Raw genomic sequence first — 26,496 nt, 5'->3', positions numbered from 1 at the left:
CCTAGATTGCGTTCTCTAGCGGGGTGCTAGAGGCAGCTACTTACTGGAGGACGTCACCGTCATCAGCACCGAACTGGTTCGGCTGTACAGGCTGCTGAGCAGTCTGACCGGGCTGAACCGGCTGGGTGGGCTGTGCAGGCTGCGCAGCCTGCGCATCGTACGCAGGCATTGCCTTCGTCGGTTCATTCTCGCCGTAGTTCAGGCCGTGCTGCGGGGTGAACACCTGAGTCGGCGAATCGTCACCCGCGGCGTAGGCGGTGTTCTGCGCCGGGTAACCGGACTGAGCAGCATAACCATTCTGCGCAGCGTAGCCGCCCTGTGCCGGGTAGCCGTTCTGTGCGTCAGCCTGGGTTGCGCCGTAACCGGTCGCAACACCAGCCGCCGCGCCCAGCGCAGCAGCCGAAGCGGCACGACGCTCACGGCCCTTTGCACGAGCCGCCGCGATCTTCTTGCGGAACAGGAAGAGCAGAATCAGGATGAGCAGCAGCAGACCCACAATAACCGCGTCCACGATTACGTCGGTCATGCTCAAACCGGATGCCGGAACGGTCAGACCGGAGGTGCTACTGACACCGCGGTCAGTCTTGACGCTCAGCTCGCCGCCGTTGACAGTGAGCTGCACGTGCTGAGAGTTCTTCGCGAGGCTGTTCGCGGCATCTACCTTCTGCTGGTCCAGCGAGGAGAAGGTCGGAGCCTTGAAGGTGAACTCGAAGGGAGCCGAGTAGTAGTTACCCAGCTTCGAAGAGAGCTTGATTTCAGGGGTAACCGTGTAGTCGGAACCGAAGGGGTGGTAGCCACCGGGGCGGGTGACGGTTACCTTCGAATCGGGCATGTATTCGTTCAGTCGCTGGTTGAACTCGTTCTGGTCCTTACCGCGAACCTTCACGCTCACGATGGTGGAGTCGCCGTCCTGGCGGACCTCGGTCTCGTCATTGCTGCCGCCCGCGAAAACGTCCTTGAGCTTCTGCTCAGCGCCCGCAACATCCTCGGTCGGGAATGCGTAGAGGAAACGTGCTTCCATGGATCCGTCCAGACCCAGGGAGGTAGCGACCTTCATGCTCTTCATCTCGATCTGGCGCGAAGAAACGCGGTCAACCGCGATGAGAGTGCTGCTACCGCCAGAACGGGAGGAGCTAGCACGGCCTTCGGGGTCAACCATGTAGGACTTGTCGTTGCTGTCCACGATGGTCAGGGTCAAGCCATCACCGTTCGGGGAGCACAGCAGGGAGCAGTCCAGCAGACCCGAAATCTTCTTCTGAACGGTGAAGGTGTTATCCTTCGCCACTACCTCACGGCTGGCGGAGAAATCAGTGCTGCTTGCGCCAAACAGCTTCTTGAGACCGCTGCCCAGGTCCTCAATCGAAGAAGCGCTAAAGGTCAGGGTACGACCCACTTCTTCCTTCGCACTGGCGGTCGATGCGGAAGGAGCATATGCCTTCGCCTGCGAGGACTCCAGGCCCTTCTTCAGCTCGGAGCCCTCAGGCTTGACCTGGTTCAGGTAGGCGTCGACCGCAGCGGCGGTCTCGGTGTTCATGATTTCCTTCGCAACGAAGGAGATGGCGACGTCATAACCGCCGTCCTTCTCCTTCACGTCAAGGATGACGTTACGGAAACCGCGGTCCTGAACATCCTTCGCGGAAATCTTAGACCCACCGGAGTTCTTCACTTCCTTCTCGCCAAACTTCACAGTGGTTTCATCACTACTGCTGAGAACGCTGTTCTTATTGGAAGCAGACACAACACCGTCCACTACCAGAGCTTCAGGAAGCCAGCCCAGCAGATCGCCCGAGCTGAAGTTTTCCTTCACCTGAATACCCTGCACCAGACCCTGGTCAGAGTTGACGATGCTAATCTGCGGCTTGATGTCGGAGCCCGAAGCCTTCAGCAGAGAGGTCACCTTGGAGTGGTACTCGTCCACGGAGGAGAAGGATACCTTGAAAGTCGCACGAGCCTTGTCACCCTCAGACTGAATACCTTCGTATTCCAGGCCCTCGGGCAGGTGCTTACGTACGGACGCATCCAGTGCCTGGGTTCCACCCTTAACCTTGTCCTGGTTATCCTTCATGTTGAAGGAAACCAGAATGGTGCGGGTACCCTTCTCAGCGCTCTCAAGGCCCAGCTGGGTCTCAATCTTTGCGCTGCAGGCGCTCAGAATCAGGGCGGCAATGGTCAACAGAACCGCCAGGAACATCCAGCGCTGACGAGTCGGCGCGCTCGGGGCGTGAGTCATCGCGTGCATACTAGGCTCCCATCAGGCGAATCGCCACGTAATAGACGACCATGGACGCCAGAACCCATGCGGTGCTCAGCGCCGCGTGCATGATAATCGGGGACTTCGCGAAGCGGCCCAGACGGTTCAGACCCAGATAGGTGAGAGCCTCACCCGAGAACACGGCGAAAGCAAGCACCAGGACTATGAGCATGGTCAGGAAGAACGCACCACCACCGCTACGGGTGAGGGTCAGGAAGAACACGAGCAGGTTCAGCACCAGGAACGAAGGAATCAGCGCCAGGGAAGACACCGACACGGCGTGCATACTCGCGGTGAAGGAGGTCGGCGCCTTACCGATACGCGCGGTCAGCTGCAGCTGCACACCGCGCAGAACCTGCACACCGAAGATTGCAAGAGCCATCAGCACGTACGCCAGAATCATGCGTCCGGTCGGCACGGCCTGTGCGGCGTAGGCACCACCGTAAGCGGCACCGCCTCGACCGCCGAACATGTAGCCCACCATGGACATCGCGATAACGGCAGCCAGGATAATCAGCTGGCTGAAGAAGAAGGCACCCACCAGCGCCTGCAGAGTCGTGGGAACAATCCAACCCCACGCACCGGCGGCAGAGATGCGGGCGTGCGCGGTCGCCGGGTTGCTGGAGAAAACGTCCAGGAACGCGTTCCAGGTAGCGCCCAGTGCCTTCACCGTCGGATGCGGTGCGCTCGGCGCATAGGTTGCCTGGCCGGGCTGACCGGGCTGCGCGGCCCCAGGCTGAGCAGTACCGGGCTGGGGTGCGGCGGCAGGCTGACCGGGCTGTGCGGGGGCTGCCTGAGCCTCAGCATTCGGTTGCGCATTAGCGTTTACCTGAGCGGGCTGGGGCGCCTGCTGAGGCTGAACGGGCTGCTGCGGTGCTACCGGTGCGGCAGACTGAGCAACATTACCCTGCTGGCTCGGCTGAGCAGCCTGAGCTACATTACCCAGCTGAGCAGCCTGACCCGGAAGCGAAGCATCCTGCGCGGGGTGTGCACCGGCATCGTAGCCGTAGCCACCGGCTGCAGATGCACCCTGCGACGGGTTGTTGGGAGTGTTCTCCGACATTGAGATCCTCTCGTATGGTGTGTGGAAGCAACACCTACCGGCTGAATCGGCATCTACCGGCGGCATCACACTGTCTTTCGTGACAAGACTCTTCAACCCTACCGTATTGAACGCTATGGTGCGTCTTCGTTCGTCATTTACTCATTTTCATCACCGTTGATGCATTCCATGCACGAAAATACGCGCCTCCGAGAGCATGACAAAAGAGCACGAAAAGAGGGCGCGAAAAAGCCCCGCCCGCCGACAAGTGGGTGAAGTCGACGGGCGGGGCCGTAGGGAGTGCGGGGCTCGAACCCGCGACCAAGGGATTATGAGTCCCCTGCTCTAACCGGCTGAGCTAACTCCCCATCCGGTGCAGTGACGGCGCGCAATGGACGCCAGCACCATCCTCTAGAGTACCTGAACGGTGACTGAGAACGAAAAACGCTCAATCCGCCGCCCAGGGGCTAGAGAAGCTTAGCGGCGCGAATCCAGGTAACGCTGGTACGGAGCGTCGCTCACGTACAGTTCCTCGAAGGTGCGCCAGGTGTTCTCAGCGCTGTGGAAGCCCACGATGCGGCGGGACTCACGACCCATCTGCTCACGCTCAGCAGCGGGCAGGGAGAGCACAGCCTCCAGCTTCTTCGCCAAATCCTGAGCGTTATTGGGTTCGAAGAGGTAGCCGTTCACACCGTCCTCCACCAGGTGCGGCAGAGCCAGCGCGTTCGCGAGCACCACGGGGGTGGAGGCGCTCATCGCCTCCAGGGAAACCAGGGACTGCAGTTCGGCGGTACCGGGCTGGCAGAACACATCAGCCATCTGGTACACCTCGGGCAGATGCTCCTCCGGAACGAAGCCGCGGAAAATCACGCGGTCGGACACGCCGCAATCGTGCGCCTTCTGTTCGAGAGCTTCACGCAGCTCGCCGCCACCGGCGATATCCAGCACCACGTGCTCGAGAGTATCCGGCAGCAGGGAGAGCGCCTCGATGAGCACGTCCACGTTCTTCTCTTCAGCCAGGCGGCCCACGAAGGCGATACGCAGCTCACCGGGAACCTTGCCGGCGTCAGCACCCTCAGCCAGCTCGTAGTCGCTGATCTCAATACCGTTAGAAACGGGCATGACGGGGCGATCAAAATGGCCCAGGTCGCGCATCGCATCCGCACCAATCTGGGTGGGGGTGGTGACGACCGCAGTCTTGGAGAAGCAGAAACGCATGTCCTTCCAGGTGATCTTCTCAATCACACGCTTCACTGCGGAGGGGAAGGGCAGGAACGGGTCAAGGTTCGCCGGCATGAAGTGGTTCGTGGAGATGACGCGGATACCGCGGCGCTTCGCCTGGAAGATGAGGGCGCGACCAATAATGTAGTGGCACTGCACGTGCACCACATCCGGGCGGACCTCGTCGAGGATTGCGCCGACCTCGGACCAGATCTCCCAAGGCAGGCAGATGCGGTTCGTCTCATGGGTCGGGGGCAGGTGCGAGCGCAGGCGGTGCTCCACGATGCCGCCTTCTACTTCGGTGCGGTAGCTGGGGCCGGGGATGGGGCTGGCAGCAACTACGTGTACGGAGTGGCCGCGCTTGAGCATGGAGGTGGCGAGGCGGTGACCGAATTGTGCTGCACCGTTGATGTCCGGCGGGTAGGTTTCTGCGCCAATCAGAATCGTCTTTGCCTGTTCCATGACGGGGCTCCTCATCGGGGTGTAGTGTGTCGGTGACTTTGGGGTTTCGGGTGCGACGGTGCGCCGCTCTACCTCTGTCTGCCGCGTGCACCGGGTGGATCCAGTACGTACAGCACTTGTCTATTCTACCTGTGAGCTGCGTCCTTCTCCGACTCGTAGAGGGAGGGTTTTGGCTGGGAGTTACCTCTAAACCTCACGTTGAGACAGAAGTCGGCAACCTGCCTGTAGACGCACAAACGCCCCGATACAAGTATCGGGGCGTTTGGACGCTTGGCGTTAAACCTATGCGCCGGCTTTAGCGGCGACTGGGTTTATGGTGTACCGGGTTTAGCGGCGTACCAGGCGGTTCAGGAAGTGCAGGACGGTTGCAATGGATGCGCCCAGTGCTGCGAAGGACTTCCAGCGTGCCTGCAGAACCTCGGGCTTGCGCACGTTCTCTGCCAGGCCGCGGCCGGTAGCTGCTGCACCTGCGGCAACCTCGGAGGGCACTGCCTTGAGAGCATCCAGAGCCTGCTGGGTGTTGTTCTGAACGTCGCCGGTGTAGGACTGCAGGTCGTCGCGCAGGGCTGCCAGGTGCTGGCGGCGTTCTGCGGTGCGCTGCTTGAGCTCTTCGAAGGTCGGCGGCTTGGGCTCTTCCTCACCGCGTGCCTTGCGCTCTTCAGCTTCCTGACGTGCGCGTTCTGCTGCTTCTTCAGCTTCCTTAGCCTTCTGCTCTGCACGCTCTGCCTGTTCCTTCTTCAAGCGCTCAGCGGACATGGCGGTACCTTCCTTGAGTACGCCGAGGTCGAAGAGCAGACCGAAGATTGCGGATTCGGGCTTGAACGGCAGCTGTGCCTTGACCTTCTTCAGACCGACCAGGGCGCAAATTGCCAGGACGATGAGGAAGATGAGGGCGAAGACCAGCGCGGATGCCCAGTAGGGCATGACGGTGCCGAGGCCGAGGATTGCTGCGGCGACCAGCGCAATGATCAGGAACAGACCGAAGACTGCTGCGACGCCGAAGAAGGCCGCACCCTTACCAACGGCGATGCCCTTGGTCTTCAGCTCGTGCTTTGCAATCTGGATTTCGTCCTTGACCTGGCTGGGTCCGAGGGTCTTGAAGGTTTTGCCAGCGTCGATGATGTTCGCGACGCCGGACTTAATCCCGCTGATGCCAGCAAAGAAACGCTTAGGTGCCTTGGGATTAGTAGTAGTGGTCATGACCACCTCTCCGTGACGTGTTTTTGGAGGCTTCTTTTTCGCACTCCACCTCCTATAGTTTAGCCCCTTATGATACCTCCGCGTGACCGTTTGAACGGGGGTTTGCGCTATCTCTTCAGGTATTTTCGACTTTCTGGAGGCTGCATTGAGCTGCAGGCGTAGCTTTCTAGGTTTGGTTGCGCCTGTGGATTTGCTCTGGAGTAGGCGTAAGAGGATGCCGATGCGCCGCTCCCCCGCCGTGCGTTAGGCGGGCGTGTGGCGTGTGTGGGCAGAGAACTTCTCTGTGCGTTAGACTTCACATTTTTGCAGGGTACATTTTTACAGGGTGAAGTATCTTTGCCTCGCCGAGGGCGTAAGCCCGAGGGGTTGCTGGTTCACGACTTGGGGAGAACGTTCCGACTGGACTCGAACTGGCGAGGCGAAGATTTTCCGAGCGCGCGAGGAAACAAAAATCTTTGCCTCGCCGAGGGCGCAAGCCCGAGGGGTTACTGGTTCGAGCCAGAGGAACAGATAAAGCAAGAACCCCCGAGACGAAGTCTTGAGGGTTCTTGCTTTATACGCTCCCCCGACTGGACTCGAACCAGTAACCCTTCGATTAACAGTCGAATGCTCTGCCAATTGAGCTACGGGGGATTATTTTGTTTTCGTTGCTGGTTTCCCTTGCAACGAGTAATAACTATACCGGGGCTGTTTGGGCTCCGCAACTTGAAATGCCGTGAAGTGCATCACTCTTTGGGCTGGGGCTGGTGTTGCCCTCTACTGACCGGTGGCGCTCCCCCGGCAACATGCAGAACGCAGGACATTCGACAGGTTGCCGGGGCTCCCAGAAGGAATCATGCTTAGCCGCGCTGGGCTGTGAGCTGGCGGCGGCGCATTTCCAGTTCGAGGAGCTGACGCTGTACTGCTTCGAACTCTTCGTCATCGGGGTTTGCGCTGAGCTGCTCTAGGCGCATCATCAGGTCGGACTTTTGGCGGGCAATCTGCTGCTCAAACAGAGCATTGAGCGCACCGGTGACGAAACCGGGCAGACGCTCGGCACTGCTGACCGGTAGCGGTGAGACGGCAAGCTCCGCGATGGCGGGGTGCACACCTTCTACCGCACCGGAACGTACACAGTTAATCCACTCGATGCCGGGGGTGGGCGCCATGACGGTTGCCGCGTGAATAATGCCGGCGGCCACCTCACGATGGGTGCGGTAGCGGAACTGCACGGTGGCGAGGTTACGCCACTGTTCCACGCTGATGAGCTCGGGGTGCTGCAGGGCAATCTCGAGCGCCGCCTTTTCGAGGCGGGCAACCGGGTCGCGCGGGTCGGGGGTGAGGAACTCCTCGACGGCGGGGGCGGTCGCCTCCGGCTGGGGTGCGGTGGGCTGAATGCTGCTCGGCGGGTGCGCGGCAGCGTTCTGCCCGGCGTAGGCGCTGGGTGCGGCGTAATCTTCCGGGGGCGGCGCATCGTAGGCGGGGTCGTAGGGCGCGTCAGCATGAACTGCGCCCTGAGCACCCGTATAGCCCGGTGTGCCCGGCACGCCCTGCGGCCCCTCATTCAGACGCTCATAACGCGGCACGGCGGCGGGAGCCTCCGCCTGCTGGGTCCGCGAAAGCTTCGGGTGGTTCTGCGCGTACGCCACGGCACGCTGAATCTCGTCCAGCTCCAGGCCGAGCTGACCGGATACCTTACGCATGTAGGCGGGGCGCAGGTCGCGGTCCTTGATGCCGGCAATAATCGGGGCGATGGCACGCATCGCCAGCACGCGGCCCTCCAGGGTCGCCAGGTCGTACTTGGCGAGGGTCGAATCAATCGCGAACTCGAACAGCGGGCGGCGCGAAGCAATCAGCGAGCGCACGGCGGCGTCGCCCTTGTGCAGGCGCAGGTCGCAGGGGTCCATGCCGTTCTCAGCAACCGCCACGAAGGTCTGCGCCACAAAACGCTGATCCTCCTGAAAAGCTGCCATGGCGGCTTTCTGTCCTGCGGCGTCACCGTCGAAGGTGAAGATGATTTCTCCGCCGGAGCCGTCGTCGGTAATCATGCGGCGCACCATCTTGATGTGGCCGGGACCGAACGCGGTACCACAGGTGGCAACGGCGGTGGTGATGCCGGCAAGGTGTGCCGCCATGACGTCCGTGTAGCCTTCCACGATGACGACCTGCTTGGTCTTGGTCATATCGCGTTTTGCCAGGTCAATGCCGTAGAGCACCTGGGATTTCTTATACAGCTGCGTCTCGGGGGTGTTCAGGTATTTGGGGCCCTGGTCATCATCGAAGAGGCGGCGGGCACCAAAGCCGATGGTCTCACCGGCGATGGTGCGGATCGGCCAGATGATGCGGCCACGGAAGCGGTCGTACAGGCCGCGGTTGCCCTCGGAGAACATGCCGGTCGCCTTCAGCTCCTCGTCGGTGAAGCCCTGGGAGCGAAGGTGCTTGAGCAGGTGGTCCCAGCCGCGGGGTGCGTAGCCGACACCGAACTTGCGGGTTGCGGCGGGGTCGAAGCCGCGGGCACCGAGGAAGCGCTGCGCCTCCTGCGCATCAGCGCTGTAGAGGTTGCGTTCGAAGAACTCGGCGGCAATCTTGTGCGCGTCGAGCAAGCGGCGGCGCATACCCGCCTCGTAGCGGTCGCCGGGCTTACCGCCCTCATAGTGCAGGGTGTAGCCGATGCGCGCGGCAAGACGCTCCACCGTCTCAACGAAACTGGTGTGCTCCATCGCCATGACGAAGGAGTACACGTCACCGGATTCACCGCAGCCAAAACAGTGGTACGAGCCGACCTGCGGGCGCACATTGAAGGAGGGCGTGCGCTCGTCGTGGAACGGGCACAGCCCCTTGAAGGTGCCTATACCGGCGCTTTTGAGGCTCACATAGCCTTCAATGATTTCGCGGATATCGGTACGGGCGCGGACTTCGTCAATGTCTTCTTTGCGGATTAATCCAGCCATAAACTCAATTCTACGGTGAGGGTCAACAGGTAGCGTCGCAGGCGTTATAGGCGCGGGAAATAACGCCCGAACAGGCTCACAAAAAGGATGCGCCGCGACGCGCAAACAGCACGCCGCGGCACACAAGTACAGGTGTTTAGCCGCCGGAAATATCCAGCTCAGCCTCCGCCAGGCCCAGACGCTCAGCGTCCCCCAGGATGCGCGAATCCAGCCAGCCATCGGGCAGGTGCGGCTGCTTGGGGCTACCGGCGCGGCCGCGCGAACCCTCCACAGCGGCACCCGGGTAACCAATCGAGTGGTCCAGCTGAGCAATCAGCTCACGGAACGTCGCCAGGTCGGGCACCTGAGCCATCTTCGCGCGCAGCTCACCGCCAACCGGGTAGCCCTTGAAGTACCACGCCACGTGCTTGCGGATCTCGCGCAGGCCTCGGGTCTCATCGCCGAAGGTTTCCACCAGCAGTTCTGCGTGGCGGTAAATCATGTCCGACACCTCGGTCAGGGTCGGGCGGATACGCTCCGACGAACCCTCAAACGCATTCTGCAGGTCGCCAAACAGCCACGGGCGACCCTGGCAGCCGCGACCAATCACCACGCCGTCCACGCCGGTCTGCTCAACCATGCGCACCGCATCCTCTGCGGAGAAAATATCGCCATTACCCAGGATCGGCACATCCGGAATCAGCTCGCGTAGCTGCGCAATCGAATCCCAGTCAGCCTTACCCGAATAATGCTGAGCCGCAGTACGACCGTGCAGGGCAATCGCCGCAACACCGGCATCACGCGCAATCTTGGCGGATTCCAAGAACGTAATGTGGTCATCGTCGATGCCCTTACGCATCTTAATGGTCAGCGGAATATCGTTGCGGGATGCTTCCTTCACCGCGGTCTGCACAATCGCAGTGAACAGGTCAGTCTTCCAGGGCAGGGCGGCACCGCCACCGCGGCGAGTCACCTTAGGAGCCGGGCAGCCAAAGTTCAAGTCAATGTGGTCTGCACGGTCCTCTTCAACGACCATGCGCACAGCCTTACCGACGTTGACCGCGTCCACACCATAAATCTGGATGGAGCGGATCTTCTCGTCCGGGTCATGCTCAATAATGCGCATGGACTCGGGCTTACGCTCCACGAGGGCGCGCGCAGTCACCATCTCGGTAACGTACAGGCCGCCGCCATATTCACTGCAAAGGCGACGGAAAGCCTTATTGGTCACGCCAGCCATCGGGGCGAGAACCACGGGAGTATCAACGGTCAGTTTGCCCAGTTTCAGGGGCGGAAGGGTAAGACGGGGTGCTTCAGAATTCACCCCTATATTGTGGCATACGGGGGCAAATCGAGAACCGGACTCAGCTGAGGGGGTACAGCGGAACAGTACAGGTACGCAAGGAGCCGGTGTGCCCAAAGGGGCAGCACGCACAAGGGGCGGAGGAGCATTCCGCTCCCCCGCCCCTTTCAGCAAGAGCCAGCCAGCAGGCTCGGTGCCGAGAATACACTCGGGAACCTACCCGAGAGCCTACTCGGTCACGTAAATATAAGTCGGGTCACCCTCCACCGAGGCGGTACCGGCGCGCAGCAGCACGTCGGTCACCTGAACCAGCGCCTCCATGGCGTCATCAACCTCAACCAGTACCGGGTACTTAGCGCTCAGCAGGGACAGCACCTGCATAATCGCCTCCACGGCACCCTCATTATCGAAGTCGTAGCCCAGCAGCAGCTCGGTGGCGGTGTTCTCATTCACCAGCGCCGCCTCCGGGTCGGTCTCGAAGGGGTGGTAGCTCACCGCAAAGGCCACAATCTGACCCTTCTTACCCTCGGCAGCCGCCTCGCGAATGTGGTCGCGAAGCACCACGGCACCAAAAGCGCGCACCTCATCCGAGAGGAAGTAGCGGTTCACGGTACCCAGACCCACCTCGGCGGGCACATCCCACTCGTGAGCGCGGCGGTAAAAATTCCACAGCGCAGAAGTCAGCTCCACCGAACCGGTCGCCAAATCCTCAATCGCCTGAGTCTCGTTACCGTCAGCATCCTCACGCAGAGACACCGGGGGAATCGCGCCCGGCTCCACACGCACCATACGGGAGCGCTGAATCAGCTTCATGCCGGCAGCCTGCGCGAACTCCTCACCGTCGCTAAACGGCGCTAGCTTCACGCGCAGAGCAGTGGTCTGACCGTGCGCCGCCGCAATCTCACGCAGCGCATTCAGCAGCGCGGTACCAATACCCTGACGGCGGTGATCAGCCGCCACCTCAACATACGACCACAGACGCGCCGGATGCAGCAGCGAAGCCACCACGGTACCCGCCGCCACCGGAACACCCGAAACAGTCACCACCAGAGTGCGGCTAAACGGCGCATCCGTATCCGGGCCGAAAAGGCCACGCTGGCGCTCCTCAACCTCATTGCGGGCAGAGTTCCAGATTTCAAGCAGGGCAAGGTCATCACCCTCCTGCCAGGGGCGAATCTCAAATTTTTCGCTAAGGCGTTCAGCCATATCCGTGTGCCTTCCTTCGCTCGCGTCTATCGTGCCAATCAGTCTAACCAGGGTAGCCCAAATACACGACGGCGGGTAGCCTCTTTCGCTCTAAGAGGCTACCCGCCGACCGTGTGATGAATATTTTTAGCCTGCCAGGCGTGCAGCCAGGTAGGACTTCACCTGATCCAGAGCCACACGCTCCTGGTTCATGGTGTCACGCTCGCGGATGGTCACAGCCTGATCCTCGAGGGTATCGAAGTCCACGGTGATGCAGAACGGGGTACCGATCTCATCCTGGCGGCGGTAACGGCGACCAATAGCGCCCGCCTCGTCGTAGTCCACGTTCCACAGGCCGCGCAGCTCGTTCGCCAGCTTGGTTGCCGGCTCAGACAGTTCAGCCTTCTTGGACAGCGGCAGAACAGCAGCCTTGACCGGTGCCAGGCGCGGGTCAAGCTTCAGCACGACGCGCTTGTCCACGCCACCCTTGGTGTTGGGTGCCTCGTCCTCAACGTATGCGTCAACGAGGAACGCCATCATGGAGCGGGTCAGACCGAAGGACGGCTCAATCACGTACGGCACGTAACGCTCGCCGGTAGCCTGGTCGAAGTACTCAAGCTTCGCGTTGGAGTGCTTGTTGTGAACGCCCAGGTCGTAGTCGGTACGGTTCGCAACACCCATCAGCTCGCCCCACTCGGAGCCCTGGAAGCCGAAGCGGTACTCAACGTCAATGGTGCCAGCCGAGTAGTGTGCACGCTCTTCCTTGGGAACGTCGAAGCGGCGCATGTTGTCCGGGTTGATGCCCAGGTCAACGAACCAGTTCCAGCAGTCCTCAACCCACTCGTTGAAGTACTTGTCAGCGTCGTCCGGGTGCACGAAGTACTCGATTTCCATCTGCTCGAACTCGCGGGTACGGAAGATGAAGTTACCGGGGGTGATCTCGTTACGGAACGACTTACCGATCTGGCCAATACCGAACGGCGGGCGCTTACGGGATGCAGTCACCACGTTGTTGAAGTTCACGAAAATGCCCTGAGCGGTCTCCGGGCGCAGGAAGTGCAGACCCTCCTCGTTATCGACCGGGCCCAGGTAGGTCTTCATCAGGCCGGAGAAGTTCTGCGGCTCGGTCCACTCGCCACGGGTGCCACAGTTCGGGCAGGCAATCTCTTCCATGCCCTCAGCCGCGCGGCCCTTCTTCGCCTCAAAGTTCTCCAGCAGGTGATCCTGACGCAGACGCTTGTGGCACGACAGGCACTCAACCAGCGGGTCGGTGAAGGTCGCCACGTGGCCGGATGCCTCCCACACCGCACGAGGCAGAATAACAGAGGAGTCCAGGCCAACCATGTCCGCACGGGAGCGGACGAAACGCTGCCACCACTGCTGACGGATGTTTTCCTTCAGCTCCGCCCCGAGGGGGCCGTAGTCCCATGCGGAGCGGGAACCGCCGTAAATTTCACCGGCCTGGAAAACAAAGCCGCGGCGCTTCGCAAGCGCAATAACGTTATCGAGGGTGGACTTTTCAGCCATAGTTACTCCTTCTGCCCCGCCACCGGCTGTGACGTGCGTGAGTTCGGGTTCATAAGGGACGCCGCCCAGAACGGGGCGCCCGCATTCGCGCTCATCGGCGCAATATGCACACTTTTTGATGCAAGACACTAGGGTACCATCACCAACCCGCCCCTGGGTATGCCTACTCGGCCCACCACTCCCCCATTTTTGCCGGACGCCAGGATGCACCCGGCGGGATAAACTAGGAAGCATGGAAGAAATTTTTATTCGCGACGACATGATCCGCCTCGGCCAGTTCCTCAAGCTCGCCAACCTCGTAGAGGACGGCGCGCAGGCACGCGAGGTCATTCAGCACGGCCTGGTAAAGGTCAACGGCGACATTGAGGAAGCACGCGGCAAGCAGCTGCACCCCGGCGACACCGTCAGCTTCAACGGCGTGACCGTGAAGGTTGCGCACGAGGACTAACCCGACCTCTTATTCCGCTTGAGATAGGGCGTTAGAGTGAGGTACGGTGTACGTCCTCGTTCCTCCCCTCACCAAGCAGGGGCGGGGCGCCGCATATTTCCTCCGCGCCTACGCAGGGGCACCCGTCACCCGGACGCTCCGCTTCCTCCTCGCTCCGCATCGGAGAGCGCCCGGGCTGACACCCTGAAGGCGCATCCGGAAAACACGGCCGCACCCGCACTGTGCCCCAGCGCGGAAAGGCGGTATCGTCCGAAAGTGACATCAGGGTGCCCGAAGCGAAGCGAGGGCGGGTTCCCTGTAGGAACGAGGACGATAACCGCCTTCAGCGCGGAATCCAAACGAAACTGCACAGAACCAGACGGAAGCAAAAGCTCAACGTAAAGCCCCCGAGTTGATGACCCGGGGGCTTTCCATATGTCGTTTTATGCGTCGGAGCCGTCAGCGGTGCCGGTCGCCTCCGCAACCTTCTGCGCACGAATACGCGGCTCCTTACCCTGCACCTTCACCTCCAAGAACTCGCCCACGTGACGAATCTCCATGGCGCTCACGCCGTGACCCGCACCGGCGTACAACACCTTAATGCCGTCAGTGTATTTGCGGATCCAGTCGTAGGTGTAGTTCACCATCTCCTGCGGGATGACGGTGTCTTCCTGGTCGCGGCCGAAGAACACCGGCAGTTCGGTCTTCTTCAGCTCCTCATCCTTGAAGTACGGCGAATCAGAATCTACCGCGTAGCCGGACAGACCCACCACAGCGGCGAACTCGCCGGGGGCGTGACGCACCATCGAAGTTGCGATGCCCATACCCTGCGAGAAGCCCAGCAAGGTCACCGAAGCGTACGGTTCGCGGTTCGCGCGCACCCACTCCAGCACGTAGTCGCTCGCCTGCTCAATGGCGCGCTGGTCAGATTCGAGCTGCTGGTTCAGCGGGTACCACTGGTAGCCGATAGCGTCTGCGGCAATGTAGGCGCCGGTCGAGTCCGCGGAGAACTGGGTGCCAACCGGCTGCGGTGCACGCATGGAGGCGTAGGTGAAGCCTTCCTGCGGAAGGTGCGCCGCCAGAGACAGCAGATCGTGTTCCTGGGAGCCGTAGCCGTGCAGCATGAGCACCAGGTGGGTGCCTGCACGTTCATTCTCGGGGCGGGTGTATTCGACGACGTATTTGTTTTCGCTCATGAACCCATCTTAGCGAGGACTCCCCCGCAAACCTGCACCGCAGGTTCCGCCGCTAGCTTGACCCTCACCTAACGTGAGGTTTTAGAGTGAAACCATGGACGCGAATATAACACCACCTGACGGGCAGCACGAATACACCGTGGGAGAAGCGGCATCATTGCACGGGCTCACAGTCCGCACACTTCACCACTGGGAGCAGCGGGGCTTACTCAACCCGGCACATGATGAGTTCAACGGGTACCGGTACTACACCGATACAGATCTTGAACGAATCACCGTCATCATGGGATACCGCGCCATCGGCATGAGCCTTGACGCCATTCGCAACATACTGCAGGATCGGGCGAACAGCACCGAGCATCTGCTCGCTCAGCGGGATATGCTTCAACGCAAAATCGCCGCGTACGGGCGCATGCTTGAAACCATCGAACACCTTTTGGAGGACACCATGGCACCTAAAAATGAGCAACTCAGCGCCGCCGAAAAAGCAGAGATTATGGGTGAAGGGTTCAGCCTCGCCCACCAGCAGGAAGCACAGGAACGTTACGGAAAAACTGACGACTGGGCTGAATACCAGCGCCGCACTGCCTCAATGGACCGTGCCGACTGGCAAAACGGCAAACAGCAGGTTGACGAGGTAGAGCAGGCCCTCGTCGAGGCATTCAACCGCGGCGTGAAGCCGGGCAGTGAGGAGGCGAATGCGCTCGCCGAGCGGCACCGCGCCTCCCTGTTCTTCTTTGAGGTTACCCCCGCTAAGCACGCTATTCTAGCCCGCGGTTACGTTGAGGATGCCCGCTTCAAGGCGTACTACGAGAAGCTTGCGACCGGGCTCGCGGAGTGGTTGCGGGATGTCATCTACGAGAATGCTCGTGCACACGGTATTGACCCGCAGGAAGCTACCTGGGGGTAAGCCTCCGGAGTGGAGATACCTAGTAACTCAGCTTGAGTAGCCGAGCATGCCAGCTGAGCACAAAAATACGCCCGGTATTCCCCACGTCGGGAATACCGGGCGTCGGCGTGCATACCTGCATGAAAATTAGACGGTTATCTAGCGGGTGCCATCGAGGTGACTGCGGTGCTCCTGAATACGGCGATCCAGGTGCTCAAGGTTCTGCTGCAACCCCGCAATCTCGTTTTCAATCTTTCGGCGGGCTCGCTCCATCACATCAACGGAGAGTGCATGATCATCCGGATTGTCCAAGATTGTACGAATGTCGGCAAGACTCATGCCGGCCTGACGGCAGGTAGCAATAAACCGTGTTGCGGAGATAGACTCCTCATCAAAAATACGGGTTCCGTGAGCATCACGGGGCACCGCAATGAGCCCCTCTTTTTCGTAATAGCGCAGGGCGTGGGTGCTCACCCCCAACTGCTCCGCTACCTCTTGAATACTTACCACAGCGTTAATGCTATGGGGTTAGAGCGGGTCTAAAGCAAACTGAGAACCCTTACCTTCCAGTGCAACAGGAGGCTGCTTCCGCGGTATCTCGCGGAGCTTTCAAAAAGTGCCAGAAAAACCGGAAAATATTCCCTGACTTGGCACAACACACTTCAAAAAGATAGAAAAAATGCCGGACGCTCGCATCATACGAACGCCCGGCATTCTATTACATAACCCTAAGGGTGAAGGTTAATTCACGGTGGGCGGAAGGACAGTTGAGAATACCCAGTCATTCCCTCACAATCCCACACCCACTGTTTGGATAAAACAACATTCAACAGGATGCGTGAAACGCCTTCGGGTGCCGGTTGAGTTAGCGAGTAACAGCGCCGTACAGACGAGTCATCGAGTCCAGCGCCTCACGCTCACGCTGCGCCTCGCTCGGGGTAGCAGATTCATCTTCAACACCCAGGGCGCGCGCCAGAATCTTCTCCACCTGCTTCGCCTCAATCAGGAAGCCGTCATGGCCGTGGTTCGACTCGATAATATCCACGGCGACCGGGGTGGGCAGCGCCTCCGCCAGACGGTGCGACTCGTGCGGGAAGAACAAGCGATCCGTGTTCACCGCCGCAATCGTCCACTCGCAATCGGTATGCGCCAGCGCCTGCGCCAGAGTGCCGCGACCGCGCGCCACATCGTGCGAAATCAACGCCTCATTGACCGCAAGGTAGCTGTTCGCGTCAAAACGCTCCACGAGCTTGGCACCGTGATGATCCAGGTAGCTTTCGATGGCGTAGCGGCCGCGTGGCTCACCCAGCGAACCGCCCACGGTGCTTTCGCCGCGGTTCTCCTCGCGACCGAAGCGGTGCTCCAGCTCGGCGGGGCTGCGGTAGGTGGTGTGCGCAATACGGCGCGCCAGGGCAAGACCCGCAGTCGGCGCGGGACCGTTGTAGTAGTCGCCGCCGGCGAAGTTCGCGTCCGAACGAATCGCAATGTTCTGGGTGTGAGCCCATGAAATCTGCTCCGCCGTAGCAGAAGGGCCGGAGGCGATGACCGCGCATCCGCGCACCAGCTCGGGGTTGGTTGCCGCCCACTCCAGGGCGCGAGCGCCACCGAGAGAACCACCAATCACGTAGCGGAAGCTGGTCACGCCCAGGGCACGCGCCAGGTGCGCCTCAGCACGCACAGAATCACGGATGGTTACCTGCGGGAAGCGGGAACCCCAGTGCTCACCGGCACCCGGGTAGCCTTCCGGAATGATGCTTGCCGGCCCGGTGGAGCCGTAGCAACCGCCCAAAATATTGGGGGCAATCACGAAGTAGCGATTGGTGTCCACGACCGAGCCGGGGCCCACGATGCCTTCCCACCAGCCGTCGGACTCGATGGCGCGAATCAGCGGGGCGGGCATATCCGGGGTGGGTACGCCACGGGAGACGTGCGTATCACCGGTGAGCGCATGCAAAATCAGGATGGCGTTATCGCCAGCCTCGTTGAGGGTGCCCCAGGTTTCGTAGCCGATGGTGACCTGCGGCAGGGTTACGCCGGACTCAAGTTCCAGGTCGCCGATGTTCAGCTGACGCAGGTAGCCCTGCGCCTCGGGGTGCTCGGTGCGGGTGCCCGCCACGGGGATGGGCGCGGTCACGGGCTGGTTGGTAGTGGTGGTTTGGGTGGAGTTGAGCGGGGTAGTCATAGGGTTCCCTCCACGGGGTTGGCCGGCGGGATAGTGCCGGGTGTGAGCGGGTACGCTCCGGCGGACTCAAGTACTGACGGGGCAGCCAACGCTACCCGCTGCGAAAAGTGCTGTAACGGGGCCGCAGATGAACCGGGAAGCCGTTGCCTTCCGGTCCACCTGCGGGTTGCATCACCGTTTAGGAGAGGGTATCGAAGCCCAGCTGCAGGTCGGCGAGAATGTCGTCGATGTTCTCGATACCGACTGCCAGGCGGACGAAGTTCGGGTACACGCCAATCTTCTCCAGTTCCTCAGCGGAAAGCTGGGAGTGGGTGGTGGAGGCGGGGTGAATCACGAGCGAGCGTACGTCACCGATATTCGCCACGTTGGAGTGCAGCTTCAGGGCGTCCACGAAGTCGCGGGTCTCCTCCAGGGTTGCGTCCTTGAGGGTGAAACCGAGCACCGCGCCGGGGCCCTTGGGCAGGTACTTCTGTGCGCGCTCGTACCAGGGGGAGGATTCCACGCCAGCCCAGATGACCTTGTCGACCTGCGGGTTTGCTTCGAGCCAGCGGGCGACCTTGGTGGCGTTCTCAATGTGGCGTTCGATGCGCAGGGAGAGAGTCTCCAGACCAATGCCGATGTTGAAGGCGTTGGTCGGGGAGATTGCGGCGCCGGTGTCACGCAGCAGGGAGACGCGCGCCTTCAGGATGTAGGAGAGGTTCGCGCCGAACGCGGAGTCCTTACCCAAATCGCGTGCGTAGACCAGGCCGTGGTAGCCGGGGGCGGGCTGGTTGAACTTGGGGAACTTCTCGGGGTCTGCACCGTAGTCGAAGTTACCGGAGTCAACGATCACGCCGCCGATGGAGGTGCCGTGGCCGCCCAGGTACTTGGTGGCGGAGTGGACGACTACGTCTGCGCCGTGCTCGATGGGGCGCAGCAGGTACGGGGTGGGTACGGTGTTGTCCACGATCAGGGGTACGCCGTTTTCGTGCGCGATCTTGGCGATGGGCTCAATGTCGAGCACGTCGTTGCGGGGGTTGGGCACGGACTCGCCGTAGAAGAGCTTGGTGTTGGGGCGGACTGCGGCGCGCCATGCGTCCAGGTCGTCCGGGTCCTCAACAAAGGTGGTTTCAATGCCCAGGTCGGCGAGGGTGTACTTGAGCAGGTTGTAGGTGCCGCCGTACACGGAGGGCGAAGCAACAACGTGGTCGCCTGCACCGGCAATGTTCAGGATTGCGTAGGTAATAGCTGCCTGACCGGAGGCCAGCAGCAGCGCGCCAACGCCACCTTCCAGGGAAGCGATGCGGTTTTCGATTACTTCCTGGGTGGGGTTGTTCATGCGGGTGTAAATGGGTCCCAGCTCGGCGAGAGCGAAACGGTTTGCGGCCTGCTCTGCACTGTCAAAGACATAAGAGGTGGTCTGGTAGATGGGTAGTGCCCGAGCTCCCGTTGCGGCATCCGGCGCCTGACCTGCGTGGATCTGGCGGGTTTCGAACTTCCAACCGGCGGGGTTGGCGGGAGTCGGGACGGTAGTGTTGTTGCTCATGCTTGGCTCTCCTAAGGGGATAGTTAGGGGGCCGCATGCCGAGCGGTACAGGAATCGTCGTCGAATAATCCTGTCACGATTGATGTACCGGATTCGGTCACATCGGTCCCGCGCTTGCGTCACGCTTTTGCGTGCCGCCTGGTCTTCACCCAGGGCACCCCACCGCGGAGGAGGGTTGCCGGCCAGCTAGCTGGGGCTTATCGCTGGCGCTCTTGACCTGTATTCAGGGTGTCATAGGGCGTTGGGTGGGGTCAAGGGTTTTGTGGGTGAACGGCACTTTAAGACATTTCATTGCAAAGATGACGTTTTTTAACGTCGATGAAGCTCATGCTGTCGGTGAATATGACACGGGAATCCGCTGCGCAGGTGGTGCCTCATGGATAGTGCTTTCAGAGCGAGTGCCCCACCCTCCAAATAGTAATTCCCATCACTTTTTCGATGCTTTTCGGTACACTGAGACTACACATACACTCACGCAGGGCGCGGCACACTCCGCTGTTTATCCTGCCCAGCATCCCTCCGGTATAGGGGCCAGAGGGTCATACCCGAAGGTTACCTACCATGTCTCTTGTTCTTGACGCCGCGCAGCTCAGCCGAGTCTTTGGCAAAGGTGAAAACGCTTTTACCGCCGTCGACCGGGTCTCGCTTCGCGTTAGCTCCGGCGAGATTCACGCTCTTCTCGGCCCCAACGGTGCGGGCAAAACGACGACCGTGCAGATGTGCTCGACCCTGCTCACCCCCACCAGCGGTAGCCTCACCGTGAACGGTGTTGACGCCATCGCTCACCCGCAGCGGGCACGCCGTCACGTGGGTCTCGCACTCGGCGGGGATAGCGGCTTCTACCCGCGCGCCAGCGCCCGCGACAACCTGCTCTTCTTCGCCGATGTTGCGGGGGTTTCCGGGCGGAGCCGGCGGCGCGAGGTGGACCACGCCCTAGCCCGCGTGGAACTCACCGATGCGGCGGCGCGACCCTTTCAGGAGTTTTCCCGCGGCATGAAGCAGCGCCTGCACATCGCTCGCGCGCTGCTCGGCTCCCCCGCCCTGCTCCTGCTGGACGAGCCGACCAACGGGCTCGACCCCGATATCGCCCTGACCGTGCGAACCCTCATCCGCTCCCTCGCGGAGGACGGCGCCGCCGTTCTGCTGACGAGTCACCTACTGGGCGAAATCGAGGACCTGGCGCATACCATCACCGTTTTGGGCGCCGGTTCCGTTGCGGTGAGCGGCAGTCTCGAGGACGTTGCCGCACACGCCGGTATTGCCGCCACGACTGTGGTTCAGGTGGATCCCACCGCCACCGAGGGTCTTGATACACTACGCGGATTCCTCCACGATAAGGCGGCGGTACTTTTTGCCCCGCGTGGTTCCGGCTGGGAACTGACCCTCTACTGGCACGGCGAGCGCGCCACGTTCGAGGCGGGCGAGGCGCACCGCATCCTGGCGGAGGGGCTCGCCGCCGCGAACATCGGGGCACGAACCGAGCCGTACACGCGCCCGGCAACCCTGGAAGAGGCATACCTGGCGATGGCGGAGGGGCTCAAGCGATGAGTACTCAGACGCGACGCTCGGAAGAGTCCCAAACCCGGGGCCAGCAGTACGACCTGAGGCAGGAGTGCGCCCGCCAGCTGCGGCTCATGGGATTTAGCCTGCGACAGTTCCTGACGGTCCCGTACTTTATTCAGCTGCTCATCAGCACGGTGCTCGGGTCGGTTATCCTTCAAGCGCTCGCCGTGCACGCGGCGGCCCAGAGCTCCGCGGGTCACTCCGTTGACCCAACTCTCGCGTGGACCCGCGCGGGCATTGTGGGCATGTGGTCGGTCTGCGTCGTGTCGGCGGGCATCATTAATTTTGAGCGTTTCCGTGGGACCCTCGTGTACCTGTGTTCGGGGTCGATTTCTCCGGTGCGGGTGTTGGCGGCTATCGTTTCGAGCGCCTCCATTGTGGGCCTGGCGGCTTTGCCTCTATCGTGGGCGGTTTGGGCTCTCGTAACGCTAAACCCGCAGGTCACGGACTTTTCTGCCCTCTGGCCGCGCTACGTTCTGGGCGTTCCCCTGCTGTGGCTTGCCTGCTTGTCGGTCACGTTCATGATTGCGGTGTTCTTCGTGGCAACGCCGAACGCTATCGCCTATGAGGAGCTTCTGCTCGTGCCGGTGTTTATTCTTTCCGGGGTTCTTTTCACGACCGTTGAGGCGCCTGCCTGGCTGGATGCCGCGGGCGTGCTCATTCCCCTGCAGGCGCCGGTTCACCTGCTACTTGGGCGTACCGCCATCACTACCCCGGCGGATGCGCTCCTACCCGTGGCACAGACTCTGGCTGTGAGCTTCATCTGGGCGTTGTGCGCCTTCCTCTTTGCTCGGAAGGCTCTCGCCTCCGCCCATCGTCGCGGCACTCTGGGGGCGATGTAGCGTGCGTGTTCTCTCTACTGATTCTCTGCCCGGCGTGGTGCGTCGGGCGCTGTCTACCGCCTCTATTGGCTGGTCATCTTCTATTACCTTCGCAACCCTCGGAACGGCCATCACGACCCTGGTTCTCGTACCCGGTCTTAACGTGCTTTTCACGGTGCTTCTGGGCGCTGATCTTGCCGCGAACGATACAGTACGCATCGGCTGCGCGTCTGCTCTGATTGCCACCCTCAGCTCCGTGGCAGCCGGTATTGTCGCGCGCGTTGCCACCGACCGGTGGATTGGCGTCTTCGAGTACGTGTGTACGGCTCGCCCGGTGGATGCTGGCTACTGGCTCGGTGCGGCGGCGGTACCCGCGTTGCTGGCATCCGTGACGGGTCTGAGCAATGTGGGCATCGTGTGGTTACTGTCCCTCACGGCACCCTCTACCGGGGCGGCTTCGGGGCTTCTGATTGGAGCCATTGCGCTGATGCCGGTTGCGGTTCTGGGCGGGGTCTGCCTGGGCATTTTTGCCGCCGGGCTCGGTCTGTACCTGTCGGATCCGTACACGGGGTCGAATTTTCTGTCGATTATTCTGCCGGTGAGCGCGGGCGTGATTGTGCCGGTGAGCACCTACCCCGGCTGGCTTGCGTGGGTGTGTTCGTGGGTCCCCGGGTCCCGACTGGTGCAGGCTTTAGATACCTCTGGCGATATTGCGGGCGGCACCGCGCCGGATCTCTTCGCGCTCCTGGCAGCGGACACAGCCCTGGCGATACTCTACGCCGCTATCGGGTTGGGGCTGACTTTCCTTGCCGCCCGCCGCATCCGCGCCGGCGCCCGCGCCTCGCTGTTGTAAACGGTGAACCCTGAAAAAGAACGAACCTTTTAAATACCCTCTCCCCGGCGCGCTATCCGGGCGCCGCAACCAAGAAAGAACATCCTGTGCCCACCCCTCCCACCGCGTACACGCTAGAGACCCTCGGTTTCGACCCCTCCTGGCAGGGTTCAGCAATCCGCGCCGCGTTCACCATCGGGGGTACCCTTGATGATTTCACCCTCGCCCGCGTCAGCGCCGTGCACCGCACCCGCTGCGAGCTACTGACCTGCGAGCGGGGCGAACTCGTGAAGCTTTCCGCTCCCCTGCGTCCGGTTGAGAACGACTACGGCGAAGAAGAGTATCCCGTCGTGGGCGACTGGGTACTCACCCAGCCCATCCCTGGAACCGGTAGCAATAGCCAGCCCTCGGAGCACAAACCCCTCGCGATTCTGCCCCGCCGAAGCTACCTCACCCGCCCCAGCGCCACCCGCGAATCTGCGGATCAGCCCGTCGCCGCCAACGTGGATATGCTCTGCATTGTTGAGCCGTGCTTCCCCGAGCCGTCCATTGGGCGAATTGAACGCTACACCGCTCTGGCGCACGCTTCCGGGGTGCAGGTCGCACTGATTCTCACCAAGGGTGACCTAGTAACGGCTGAACAGCTCGCCGGCTACGAGGAATCCCTCGCGGGCAGCGTGGATGCGGTACTCACCGTCTGCACGGACAACGGCTACGACCCTGCCCCGGTGGCGGAGCTTGTCGCCGGACGCACCGCCGCATTCCTGGGCCGTAGCGGCGCAGGCAAATCTACCCTCGTCAACGCTCTGCTCAACCCGGGAGCCGACCCCCGCGAAGACGCCGCAGAGAACCAGGTACAAGCAACCTCCGCGGTTCGCGGTGCCGACGGCAAGGGACGCCACACCACCACCAGCCGCCAGATGATTGTTCTGCCCGGTGTGACAGGCTCAAGCGAAGGAGACTCGACCAACGCAAAATCATCATCTGGCACGGTGCTGATCGACACTCCGGGCGTACGAGCCCTAGCCGCAACGAGCGATAGCGCCGCGATTGACGAAACCTTCGACGACGTCTCCGGTTACGCTTCCGCCTGCCGGTACAGCGACTGCTCCCACGGCTCCGAACCCGGATGCGCGGTGCAGCAGGCGCTCGCCGACGGTTCCCTCGACCCCGAGCGCTTCGAACGCTACCGCAGGATGATGGCGGAATCCGCGCGCCTGCGCCTGCGTTCTCAGGAGCGCGAGTACCGGCAGAGTAACCGCGCCTTCACGAAGGCGAACAAGGCGGGCCGCCGCACGCTCATGTCCATTAAGGGACGCGCCAACTAGCCGATAAACGCGCACGCCCCGGCGAGGCTACCGCGGGGCTTCCACAGGCTGAGCCGGGCAGCCCCGCACATGCCGCAATATAGTAGCCTGCCTCACTCTTCGATACACTAGAACTAGGCGTGCCCACACTCCCCCGCGCATCCTCCCCGCCACCCGGCGGCGCAGGAACGCGGGCGCAGACGGCACACACCATTCACAAACCCATAACTCAATGAAAGAGGTGGCAGCATGGCTGAACAGAACCTCACCCCGCCCGTACCGAAGAAGGTCGAGCACCGCCGCGAACACCACGGCGACGTCTTCATCGACCCCTACGAATGGCTCCGCGACAAGGAAAGCGAAGAGGTCCTCAACTACCTCAAGGCAGAAGCCGAATACACCGAAGCTGTCACCGCAGACCAGCAGCCCCTCCGCGAATCCATCTTCAACGAAATCAAGGACCGCACCCTGCTGTCGGATCTGACCGTCCCGAACCGTATCGGTGACTGGTGGTACTACAGCCGTATGGTGCCCGGCGGCCAGTACCCCGTCTTCTACCGCTACCCCGCCCTGCACGAAGGCGACGAGGTGGTGCGCTACACCCCGCCGACCGTCACCCCCGGCGAAGTACTCGAGGGTGAAGTCGTCATCCTCGACTGCAACGAATACGCCAAGGACATGGAGTTCTTCTCCCTCGGCAGCTTCCAGCCTGCACGTAACGGCAAGCTGCTGAGCATTTCCGTGGACGAGAAGGGCGACGAGCGCTACGAGCAGCGCTTCCTCAACATGGAAACCGGCGCCTTCCTCGAAGACACCATCCCCAACATTGCGGCGGGATCCTTCTTCATCAACCACGCCGAACAGCTCATCTACCTCGTCCCCGACGAGTCGTGGCGCCCCTGGCGTGTCTACGTGCACGACGTCGGACAGGGCACCGAAGACCACCTGATTTACGAGGAACCGGACAACACCATGTGGCTCGGTGCCGCCATGAGCTCCGACCGTTCCTCCGTGGTCATTACCAGCTCGAATTCCGAGTACACGGAGGTGCGCCTCATCCCCACCCGCGAGCCCAAGGGTGAGCCGACCCTGCTCATCCCCAAGAGCGCGGGCATCGAATACTACGCCGAGCCGCTCAACATTGCCGGCGAGCAGCACCTGCTGATTCAGCACGACTACAATGCGTTGAACTCCGAGCTGGTCCTCGCAGACATGCCGCGCGAAGGTGAAAGCCTCGAAGAGTACGCGCAGCGTTGGGTGCCGGTCATCCGCCACAGCGAACACGTGCGCCTGGAGGGCTTCACCTTCACCGCAACGCACCTGGTCGTCACCGCCCGCGCGGACACCACCACCCGCATCTTCCTCGCACCGCGTGAGCAGCTGCCCATCCAGTGGCGCCGCCGCCGCCCCGCCGGTGTGACCTTCATGGAACCTGCCGGCTTCGACGAGGAACTGTACACCGCCTCCGTGCTGCGTGCGGAGAACTACTCCCCCGTGCTGCGTATCGCCTACACCTCGTACCTGACGCCGCGCCGCGTCTACGACTACTTCCCCATGTCGCAGACCCTGCTGCTGCGCCGTGAAACCCCGGTACTCGGCGGCTACAACCGTGAGGACTACCGCGCATACCGCGACTGGGCACCGGCGGCGGACGGCACGCTCATCCCGATCTCGGTGATTCACCGCGCCGACCTGGACATGAGCAAGCCGCACCCGGTCATCCAGTACGGTTACGGCTCGTACGAGTCATCCATGGACCCGATGTTCTCCATCCCGATGCTGTCGATCCTGGACCGCAGCGTCATCTACGTCATTGCGCATATTCGCGGCGGCGGCGAGATGGGCCGCTCCTGGTACCAGAACGGCAAGAAGCTCGCGAAGAAGAACACCTTCACCGACTTCGTGGACGTCACCAGCTACATTGCGGCTAAGCCGTGGGCTGATGAGGCGCGTATCGGCTGCTACGGCGGTAGCGCCGGCGGCCTGCTCATGGGCGCCGTGCTGAACCTCGCCCCCGAAAAGTACGCCGCCTGCCTGGCTGCCGTACCGTTCGTGGATGCGCTGACCACCATCCTCGACCCGGAGCTGCCGCTGTCGGCGATGGAGTGGGAAGAGTGGGGCAACCCGATTGAGGACCCGGAAGTGTACGCCTACATGAAGTCGTACACCCCGTACGAGAACATCCGCCCGGTCCGTTACCCGGCGATTGCTGCTGTGACGAGCCTGCACGACACCCGCGTGCTCTACGTGGAGCCTGCGAAGTGGGTTGCGGCGCTGCGTGAGCAGATTGACCCGTCGTCGCCGGTACCGCTGCTGAAGATTGACATGTCGGGCGGTCACGGTGGTGGTTCCGGCCGGTATACGCGTTGGCGCGAGATGGCGTGGGATTACGCGTTCCTCATGAGCAACCTCGGCGTTACTGAGTAACACCCAGCAATAGAGAATGCTCCTTCTATATCTCGAAGATATGGAAGGAGCATTTCTCGTTATGGTACGTTGCGTTACTGGAGGGGCGGCGTTCGTCCTCGTTCCTACAGGGGCACCCGCCCTCGCTTCGCTTCGGGCACCCTGATGTCACTACGGACGACACCGCCCCTCCTCATGCTCGCACCAGGCTGGAACGAGGGGTAGCTATACCCTCCGGAAGCGACATC

General features: G+C 61.7%; 19 protein-coding genes, 2 tRNA genes, 1 pseudogene and 1 riboswitch. Of the genes and pseudogenes, 8 read left to right on the top strand and 14 right to left on the bottom strand.

What is annotated here, in order from left to right:
• Nucleotides 1-40: 40 nt before the first annotated feature.
• The 10 genes from HMPREF2765_RS06510 to HMPREF2765_RS06465 form a co-directional block, all read right to left on the bottom strand.
• Nucleotides 41-2,239 (bottom strand): flagellar motor protein, encoded by a 2,199-nt coding sequence (locus tag HMPREF2765_RS06510; protein ID WP_070604784.1) that lies wholly within the window; start codon nt 2,237-2,239, stop codon nt 41-43.
• A 1-nt stretch (nt 2,240) separates the two neighbouring features.
• Entirely contained in the window at nt 2,241-3,314 is a 1,074-nt protein-coding gene (locus HMPREF2765_RS06505; RefSeq protein WP_070604783.1) for a hypothetical protein, read from the bottom strand.
• Between the two features lie 273 nt (nt 3,315-3,587).
• Nucleotides 3,588-3,661: transfer RNA gene (locus HMPREF2765_RS06500), tRNA-Ile, on the bottom strand.
• Between the two features lie 109 nt (nt 3,662-3,770).
• The gene (locus HMPREF2765_RS06495) at nt 3,771-4,976 is read right to left on the bottom strand and encodes a glycosyltransferase (protein WP_070600715.1); all 1,206 of its coding nucleotides are present in this window, start codon (nt 4,974-4,976) and stop codon (nt 3,771-3,773) included.
• 327 nt (nt 4,977-5,303) lie between these two features.
• Nucleotides 5,304-6,176, bottom strand: a complete 873-nt coding sequence (locus tag HMPREF2765_RS06490) for a phage holin family protein (protein WP_005508823.1) — start codon at nt 6,174-6,176, stop codon at nt 5,304-5,306.
• Between the two features lie 560 nt (nt 6,177-6,736).
• Nucleotides 6,737-6,809: transfer RNA gene (locus tag HMPREF2765_RS06485), tRNA-Asn, on the bottom strand.
• A 206-nt stretch (nt 6,810-7,015) separates the two neighbouring features.
• Nucleotides 7,016-9,106: a DNA primase gene (dnaG, locus tag HMPREF2765_RS06480; protein ID WP_070604781.1), complete on the bottom strand. Its 2,091-nt coding sequence runs from the start codon at nt 9,104-9,106 to the stop codon at nt 7,016-7,018.
• Nucleotides 9,107-9,242: 136 nt separating this feature from the next.
• Nucleotides 9,243-10,409 (bottom strand): tRNA dihydrouridine synthase DusB, encoded by a 1,167-nt coding sequence (gene dusB / locus HMPREF2765_RS06475; protein ID WP_044150672.1) that lies wholly within the window; start codon nt 10,407-10,409, stop codon nt 9,243-9,245.
• Nucleotides 10,410-10,616: 207 nt separating this feature from the next.
• Nucleotides 10,617-11,594 carry a GNAT family N-acetyltransferase gene (locus HMPREF2765_RS06470; RefSeq protein WP_070604779.1) on the bottom strand — a complete coding sequence of 326 codons (978 nt, stop codon included), beginning with the start codon at nt 11,592-11,594 and terminating at the stop codon, nt 10,617-10,619.
• A gap of 126 nt (nt 11,595-11,720) precedes the next feature.
• Entirely contained in the window at nt 11,721-13,100 is a 1,380-nt protein-coding gene (locus HMPREF2765_RS06465) for a glycine--tRNA ligase (RefSeq protein WP_070604777.1), read from the bottom strand.
• A gap of 232 nt (nt 13,101-13,332) precedes the next feature.
• Here HMPREF2765_RS06465 and HMPREF2765_RS06460 point away from each other — a divergent pair, with 232 nt between their 5' ends.
• A complete protein-coding gene (locus HMPREF2765_RS06460) occupies nt 13,333-13,548 on the top strand; it encodes an RNA-binding S4 domain-containing protein (RefSeq protein ID WP_060823767.1) in 216 nt (71 codons plus the stop codon).
• 422 nt (nt 13,549-13,970) lie between these two features.
• Here HMPREF2765_RS06460 and HMPREF2765_RS06455 read toward each other — a convergent pair whose 3' ends face one another.
• Nucleotides 13,971-14,723, bottom strand: coding sequence for an alpha/beta hydrolase (locus HMPREF2765_RS06455; protein ID WP_070604775.1), 753 nt, complete (start codon nt 14,721-14,723; stop codon nt 13,971-13,973).
• A 94-nt stretch (nt 14,724-14,817) separates the two neighbouring features.
• On the opposite strand from HMPREF2765_RS06455, the pseudogene HMPREF2765_RS09390 reads away from it, so the two are divergent.
• A pseudogene (locus tag HMPREF2765_RS09390) lies at nt 14,818-15,099 on the top strand (MerR family transcriptional regulator); the annotation flags it as partial.
• Nucleotides 15,100-15,171: 72 nt separating this feature from the next.
• Nucleotides 15,172-15,633: a TipAS antibiotic-recognition domain-containing protein gene (locus tag HMPREF2765_RS09385; protein WP_246824935.1), complete on the top strand. Its 462-nt coding sequence runs from the start codon at nt 15,172-15,174 to the stop codon at nt 15,631-15,633.
• Nucleotides 15,634-15,771: 138 nt separating this feature from the next.
• On the opposite strand, the gene HMPREF2765_RS06445 is transcribed toward HMPREF2765_RS09385, so the two are convergent.
• From HMPREF2765_RS06445 to HMPREF2765_RS06435, 3 genes are all read right to left on the bottom strand, one after another.
• Nucleotides 15,772-16,122: a MerR family transcriptional regulator gene (locus tag HMPREF2765_RS06445; protein ID WP_070604769.1), complete on the bottom strand. Its 351-nt coding sequence runs from the start codon at nt 16,120-16,122 to the stop codon at nt 15,772-15,774.
• A 355-nt stretch (nt 16,123-16,477) separates the two neighbouring features.
• Complete coding sequence (locus HMPREF2765_RS06440; protein WP_246824932.1) at nt 16,478-17,794, bottom strand: homoserine O-acetyltransferase MetX; 1,317 nt, start codon at nt 17,792-17,794, stop codon at nt 16,478-16,480.
• 178 nt (nt 17,795-17,972) lie between these two features.
• On the bottom strand, nt 17,973-19,319 hold the full coding sequence (locus HMPREF2765_RS06435; protein ID WP_070604767.1) for a bifunctional o-acetylhomoserine/o-acetylserine sulfhydrylase: 1,347 nt from the start codon (nt 19,317-19,319) through the stop codon (nt 17,973-17,975).
• A gap of 105 nt (nt 19,320-19,424) precedes the next feature.
• Nucleotides 19,425-19,537, bottom strand: a riboswitch (SAM riboswitch).
• Between the two features lie 343 nt (nt 19,538-19,880).
• Here HMPREF2765_RS06435 and HMPREF2765_RS06430 point away from each other — a divergent pair.
• The 5 genes from HMPREF2765_RS06430 (at nt 19,881) to HMPREF2765_RS06410 (ending at nt 26,269) form a co-directional block, all read left to right on the top strand.
• Nucleotides 19,881-20,867 carry an ABC transporter ATP-binding protein gene (locus HMPREF2765_RS06430; RefSeq protein ID WP_044150678.1) on the top strand — a complete coding sequence of 329 codons (987 nt, stop codon included), beginning with the start codon at nt 19,881-19,883 and terminating at the stop codon, nt 20,865-20,867.
• Nucleotides 20,864-21,724 carry an ABC transporter permease gene (locus HMPREF2765_RS06425; RefSeq protein WP_070604765.1) on the top strand — a complete coding sequence of 287 codons (861 nt, stop codon included), beginning with the start codon at nt 20,864-20,866 and terminating at the stop codon, nt 21,722-21,724. The genes HMPREF2765_RS06430 and HMPREF2765_RS06425 overlap by 4 nt, the downstream gene beginning before the upstream one ends.
• A gap of 1 nt (nt 21,725) precedes the next feature.
• Nucleotides 21,726-22,556 (top strand): ABC transporter, encoded by an 831-nt coding sequence (locus HMPREF2765_RS06420; protein ID WP_070604763.1) that lies wholly within the window; start codon nt 21,726-21,728, stop codon nt 22,554-22,556.
• Nucleotides 22,557-22,642: 86 nt separating this feature from the next.
• Nucleotides 22,643-23,863 (top strand): ribosome small subunit-dependent GTPase A, encoded by a 1,221-nt coding sequence (gene rsgA / locus HMPREF2765_RS06415; RefSeq protein ID WP_070604761.1) that lies wholly within the window; start codon nt 22,643-22,645, stop codon nt 23,861-23,863.
• 228 nt (nt 23,864-24,091) lie between these two features.
• Nucleotides 24,092-26,269: a S9 family peptidase gene (locus tag HMPREF2765_RS06410; RefSeq protein ID WP_070604759.1), complete on the top strand. Its 2,178-nt coding sequence runs from the start codon at nt 24,092-24,094 to the stop codon at nt 26,267-26,269.
• The last annotated feature ends 227 nt before the right edge of the window (nt 26,270-26,496 follow it).

Source organism: Rothia sp. HMSC062H08 (assembly GCF_001810775.1).
Lineage (GTDB): Bacteria > Actinomycetota > Actinomycetes > Actinomycetales > Micrococcaceae > Rothia.
This window is presented reverse-complemented; position numbering and strand designations above follow the sequence as displayed.